We start from the raw sequence: 5,768 nt of genomic DNA, 5'->3' as shown, positions 1-5,768 counted from the left end.
TTGCTGGCGTGGGCGGTGCGCTGCTGTGCCGGGTGTGGCGGTCGCGCCGCGACCGCCATGGAGACTGAGGCGAGGATCGCCCGAGCTTGCGAGGGCGATGCGCTGCTGTGCCGGGTGTGGCGGTCGCGCCGGACCGCCATGGAGACTGAGGCGTGGACGGCCCTACTTCAAATCGAGGCCGAGGACGTCGCCGGTGTCCGAGCGGGCCGGTGGGGCCACGGCTTCCCGGCCGCACTGGTCGCAGGCGAGGCTGGCACCGTCCGGTGCGGGGGTGCGCGCGCCGCACAGGCAGAGCGCGCCGCTCGTGGCCGCCGCCTGCACCTCCAGGCGCACCTCGGGCAGCGCGACCGCCTGGTCGATGCCGGCCTCGTCCAGGGCGGCTCGGGCGCGGTCGCGGATCGTCTCGTCGGTCAGGCTGGCGACCCAACGCGCCAGGGCGTCGCCGGCCAGCCCGTGGGGGATCGGCAGGTCGACGTGCACGGACACGGTGACCGCGCCCGCTTCCACGGGGGTGACCTCGGCGGGGGACACGCGCGCCATCCGCCGGCTGCCCGGGTCGTACAGCGTGACCCCGTCCTCGTCGCTGACCGCCACCACGCCCACGAGCGAGCCGGTGCGGGCCCAGGCCCCCACACGCGGCGCGGACTGCGACCTCCCCGACGACTCCACTGTCGAACCTCCATGACCTCGCTGCACGTCGTCACCCGCGGCACGGCTGGGCTCGCCTCCGCCGGCACCTCGGCGACCCCCGGCCACCGGGCATCCTAGACCTGAGCCGTGCCTGCGGCACCTGTCGACGTAGCATCCTCACCCATGAGCTGGACCAACGAGGACGTCGCCGCGCGCTTCACCGAGATCGCCACCCTGCTGCGTCTGCGCGGGGAGGACGCGTTCCGCGTCCGCGCCTACGAGCGGGCGGCAGGCGTGATCGCGGCTGCCGCAGTCGACCTGTCGACGCTCGAGCCCCAGGAAATCGCCGGCCTGAAGGGCATCGGCAAGTCCACCGCCGCCAAGGTCGCCGAGTACCTGCAGACCGGGAGCATCGGCATGCTGGAGGAGCTGCGGGGCGACCTGCCCCCGGGCCTGCTGCAGCTGATCCGTATCCCCGGCCTGGGCCCGAAGACCGCGAAGCAGCTGTACGACGAGCTCGGCATCGACTCCCTGGAGGGGCTGCGGGCGGCGATCGAGGCCCGGGCGCTGCGCGACCTGCCCGGGCTCGGCGCCCGGACCGAAGACAACCTGCGCGAGGCCATCGAGCGGATGGGCGCGAAGGACAGCGACCGGATGCCTGCTGCGGACGCGATCGGCATCGCGGTGGAGCTGGTTACGCGGCTGCGGGCCCTCCCCGGCGTGGTCCACGCCGCGTACGCCGGCAGCCTGCGGCGCATGCGCGAGACCGTGGGCGACATCGACGTCCTCGTCGCCAGCGACGACCCGGGCCACGTGCACGCGGCGCTGCGGGAGTCCCCGCTGGTGGTCAAGGTCCTGGCCGCCGGGGAGAAGAAGACGAGCGTGCTGACCGTCCGGGGTCTGCAGGCGGACCTGCGGGTCGTCGAGCCGGGCGCCTGGGGTGCCGCACTGGTCTACTTCACCGGGTCCAAGGCGCACAACGTGCGGATCCGCGAACGCGCCGTCCGGCAGGGGGTGACCCTCAGCGAGTACGGGCTGTTCGAGCGCGACGGCGGGCGGCGGGTGGCCGGGGCGTCGGAGGCCGAGGTCTACGCCGCCCTCGGTTTGGCGGAGGTCCCCCCGCCGCTGCGGGAGGACACCGGCGAGGTCGAGGCCGCGGCGTCCGGCGCATTGCCGACCGTGGTGACCGTGGCCGACGTCCGGGGTGACCTGCACGGGCACAGCGACTGGTCCGGCGACGGCAAAGCCACCCTTATGGAGATGCTCGACGCCGCCGCGGCCCGCGGCTACGCCTACTGGGCCGTGACCGACCACGCCGAGGACCTGACGATCAACGGGCTGTCGCGCGAGCGCATGCTCGCGCAACGGGCGGAGATCGCCCGGCTCGCCGAGCGGTACCCGTCGATGCGCATCCTGCACGGCGCCGAGCTCAACATCGGGGGCGACGGCGGGCTGGACTACGACCCGGAGTTCCTGCTCGGCTACGACTTCACGGTGGCCAGCGTCCACAGCCTGATGCGGCGTCCGGCCGCGGAGCAGACCGCGCGCATCATCCGCGCCATGGAGAGCCCCGCGGTCAACGTGATCGGGCACCCGACCGGGCGCAAGATCGGCATCCGACCGGGGTACGAGGTCGACTTCACTGCCATCGCCGAGGCCGCCGTCGAGACCGGCACGGCCCTGGAGATCAACGCGTCGCCGCGGCGCCTCGACCTCGGGGGGGACCTGGTCCGCCGCGCTGTCCAGGCCGGGGCGACGCTCGCGATCTCCTGTGACGCCCACGCGGTCGGTGACCTCGACAACCTGCCCTACGGGGTGGCGACGGCCCAGCGCGGGTGGGCGACCCCGGGCGACGTCCTGAACTGCCGGGACCTCGACGGCCTGCTGGAGTTCGTCGCCGCCAAGCGACGCCGGTGACGCGGACGCCGAGCCCATGACCCCGCTCACGCGAGCGTTCTACGCCCGGCCGGCTCCCGCGGTGGCGGCGGAGCTGCTCGGCAAGCTGCTCGTGCACTCGGACGAGCCCGGGCTGCTGGTGGCCCGTATCGTCGAGGTCGAGGCCTACACCCAGGAGGATGCCGCAAGCCATGCCTTCCGGGGCCCCACCGCCCGCAACGCCCCCATGTTCGGGGCCCCCGGTCACGCCTACGTGTACTTCACCTACGGGATGCACTGGTGCCTGAACGTCGTCACCGGTACCACCGGCCATGGCCAGGGGTGCCTGCTGCGCGCCGCCGAGCCGCTCGAGGGCCAGGAGGTCATGCGCGCCCGGCGAGGCGGCCGGGCCGACCGCGAGCTGCTGCGGGGGCCGGCGCGCCTCGCCCAGGCCTACGGCCTGGACGGCAGGTGGAGCGGCACCGACCTCAGCGCCCGCCCCGGGCACGCCCCGCCGGCCCTGCACCTCGCTGACGACGGCGCGCGACCGGACGTCGCCACGACGGCCCGCACCGGCGTCGCCGCCGCCGCCGAGGTGGCCTGGCGGTTCGTCGTCCCCGGGTCGCGCTGGGCCTCCCCGTACAAGGCGCATCGGCGGCTGGCATAGGCTTGGGCCGTATGCTCACCGTTGCCGAACAGTCCAAGATCCTGCTCGACGGCGCCGACCGGGCGCTGCCGGCCGGCGAGCTGGAGCGCAAGCTCGAGCAGGTCGCGGCGGGGGATCGGGCCCCCCTGCGGGTCAAGTTCGGCATGGACCCCACCAGCCCCGACATCCACATCGGGCACACCGTCGTGCTGCGCAAGCTGCGCGACTTCCAGCGTCTCGGCCATACCGCGGTGCTCATCATCGGCGGCTTCACCGCGCGGGTGGGCGACCCGTCGGGGCGCTCGGTGACCCGTCCCCGGCTGTCGGCCGACGAGGTGGCCCACCACGCCGCGACGTACCTCGACCAGGCACGCCGGGTGCTGCTCGCCGAGCGACTGGAGGTGGTCGACAACCGTGACTGGCTCGAACGCCTCGGCATGGCCGACGTGCTCGGCCTGACCGCGCAGATGACGGTGGCCCGCATGCTGGAGCGCGCGGACTTCGCCGCCCGCCACCGTGAGGGGCGCCCGATCGCCGTCAGCGAGTTCCTGTACCCGCTGCTGCAGGGGCACGACTCGGTCGCCGTCCGTGCCGACGTGGAGCTCGGCGGGACCGACCAGACCTTCAACCTGCTGGTGGGCCGGGACCTGCAGTCCGACGCGGGCCAGGACCCCCAGGTGGTGCTCACGATGCCCCTGCTGGAGGGCACCGACGGGCAGGCGAAGATGTCGAAGACCGCCGGCAACACCATCGATGTCGATGACGACGCCCCGGACATGTTCGGAAAGGTCATGTCGATACCGGACAGCCTGATGGTGCGGTACTTCCGGCTGGTGACCGACGTGCACCCCGACGAGGTCGCGCGCATCGACGCCGGCCTGGCCGGCGGGGACCTGCACCCGGGCGCGACCAAGCGGCGCCTTGCCCGTGAGATCGTCACCCTCTACCACGGGGCCGACGCCGCAGCCGGGGCCGAGGCCCGCTTCGACCGCCAGTTCCGCGACCGCGCGGTGCCCGACGACGCGCCGGAGTTCGACCTCGGGGCGACCGACCCGTGGTTCCTGCCGAGCCTGCTGCAGGCCGCCGGCATGGCGAGCAGCGGGGCCGAGGCCCGTCGGCTCGTGACCCAGGGCGCGGTCCGCCTGGACGGCGCCCCGTTGGCCGATCCCACCGCCGAGCTGGCAGCCGCCGACCTCACCGGTGCCGTCCTGCAAGCCGGCAAGCGCCGCTTCGCCCGTCTCGTCCGGTCCTGAGCAGTGAATCGCCCGAGCCTGCGAGGGCGATTCTCAGCTGTGCCGGGTGTGGGGGGGGGGGTCGCGCAGCGACCGCCACAAGGTGCTCACGGAAAAGTGCGGGTCTTCTCGGCTCGGCGATCCGCGGGCGCACCCGAGCGTCTCGCCGCCCGGCGCGGTGGCCTGGCCACGCGACCACTTTCGGGGTGGTGCGCTGGCCCGGCGACGCGCCCGGGGATGTGGCCTGGCCACGCGACCACGTCCGGGGTGGTGGGCTGGCCCGGCGACGTGCCCGGCCACAGGCGGTGGGCTTGCGTGGTCAGCGCCTGCACGGGCGGTGCTCAGCGCCGGCGCGCGCCTGCCGTCTCGTCGCCGATCTTGGCGCAACCCGAAACGCCGGCAAGGCTCGGCGCCCGCGACAAAGACGCCGCTGGGCCCCACCTCCGGATCGTGCTCAAAGTCCGCAATTGTGCCCTGGGGGTTGCCGGCGGGCAGGATGGGGGTAGGCTGGCCGTTCCCGGTGGCCCACGGTCACCGGCCGCAAGTTGCACCACACGAACACACCGAGTAGAGTTCTCCCAGCAAGGCCGGGTGGGTTTCACGACCCTCCCAGCGGGAGACAACTTGCGGCCCGCTGCAGTGGACGGCACATCGTTCCCGCAGTCCGCGGCCGACAGGCCAATCCACACGAACAGCAGAGGCCGAGAGGCCTCGCAAGCGACCGTAGTTCGAAAGCCGACCCGCCTGCCACCGACGTTGGTGTCCCGGCGGCGGACCTCGAACGGAGCGCAGCCGCTCCTTGAAAACTGCACAGTGTGCCAAAAGCCAGTGCAACATGCACCCCGCCTTTGGGACCAGCTTCGGCTGGGAAATTGGGCGGACGTATGAAAAACTGGTTCCGGGCAGCTAGTAATACACAACCAGCTGTTACTGAACTGGATTGATTCACCGTGGCCAGGCAGGTCGCCGTATCCTTTGCGGTCCTGCGCACGGTGGACTCTTCATCCACGGATCTGAAGGCATCCGGGCTTCGGCTCGGAGTTGACGATCTCTAATGGAGAGTTTGATCCTGGCTCAGGACGAACGCTGGCGGCGCGCCTAACACATGCAAGTCGAGGGAGAACCGATCCCTTCGGGGATCGGGGAGACCGGCGAACGGGTGAGTAACACGTGAGGAACTTGCCCCATAGACCGGAATAACCATGGGAAACTATGGCTAATGCCGGATGACCTCCACAGACCGCATGGTCAGTGGAGAAAATGGTCAGCCGCTATGGGATGGCCTCGCGGCCTATCAGCTTGTTGGTGGGGTAACGGCCTACCAAGGCAACGACGGGTAGCTGGCGTGAGAGCGCGACCAGCCACACTGGGACTGAGACACGGCC

4 protein-coding genes and 1 rRNA gene are annotated in these 5,768 nt (G+C 72.1%); 4 read left to right on the top strand and 1 reads right to left on the bottom strand.

What is annotated here, in order from left to right; genetic code table 11:
• Positions 1-162 precede the first annotated feature (162 nt).
• Positions 163-633, bottom strand: a complete 471-nt coding sequence (locus tag WD250_00025; protein MEX2618582.1) for a hypothetical protein — start codon at positions 631-633, stop codon at positions 163-165.
• A 180-nt stretch (positions 634-813) separates the two neighbouring features.
• Between WD250_00025 and polX the strand changes: the two genes are divergently transcribed.
• The 4 genes from polX to WD250_00005 form a co-directional block, all read left to right on the top strand.
• Positions 814-2,547 (top strand): DNA polymerase/3'-5' exonuclease PolX, encoded by a 1,734-nt coding sequence (gene polX / locus WD250_00020; GenBank protein ID MEX2618581.1) that lies wholly within the window; start codon positions 814-816, stop codon positions 2,545-2,547.
• A 16-nt stretch (positions 2,548-2,563) separates the two neighbouring features.
• Entirely contained in the window at positions 2,564-3,172 is a 609-nt protein-coding gene (locus tag WD250_00015) for a DNA-3-methyladenine glycosylase (GenBank protein MEX2618580.1), read from the top strand.
• Positions 3,173-3,183: 11 nt separating this feature from the next.
• Entirely contained in the window at positions 3,184-4,404 is a 1,221-nt protein-coding gene (tyrS, locus tag WD250_00010) for a tyrosine--tRNA ligase (GenBank protein ID MEX2618579.1), read from the top strand.
• Positions 4,405-5,434: 1,030 nt separating this feature from the next.
• Positions 5,435-5,768: ribosomal RNA gene (locus WD250_00005) — 16S ribosomal RNA — on the top strand; the annotation flags it as partial.

It is taken from the genome of Egibacteraceae bacterium (assembly GCA_040905805.1).
GTDB lineage: Bacteria > Actinomycetota > Nitriliruptoria > Euzebyales > Egibacteraceae > DATLGH01.
This window is presented reverse-complemented; position numbering and strand designations above follow the sequence as displayed.

Coding starts and splice junctions, on each gene's coding strand:
- polX (MEX2618581.1), top strand. CDS start 814: ATGAGCTGGACCAACGAGGACGTCGCCGCGCGCTTCACCGAGATCGCC.
- tyrS (MEX2618579.1), top strand. CDS start 3,184: ATGCTCACCGTTGCCGAACAGTCCAAGATCCTGCTCGACGGCGCCGAC.
- WD250_00015 (MEX2618580.1), top strand. CDS start 2,564: ATGACCCCGCTCACGCGAGCGTTCTACGCCCGGCCGGCTCCCGCGGTG.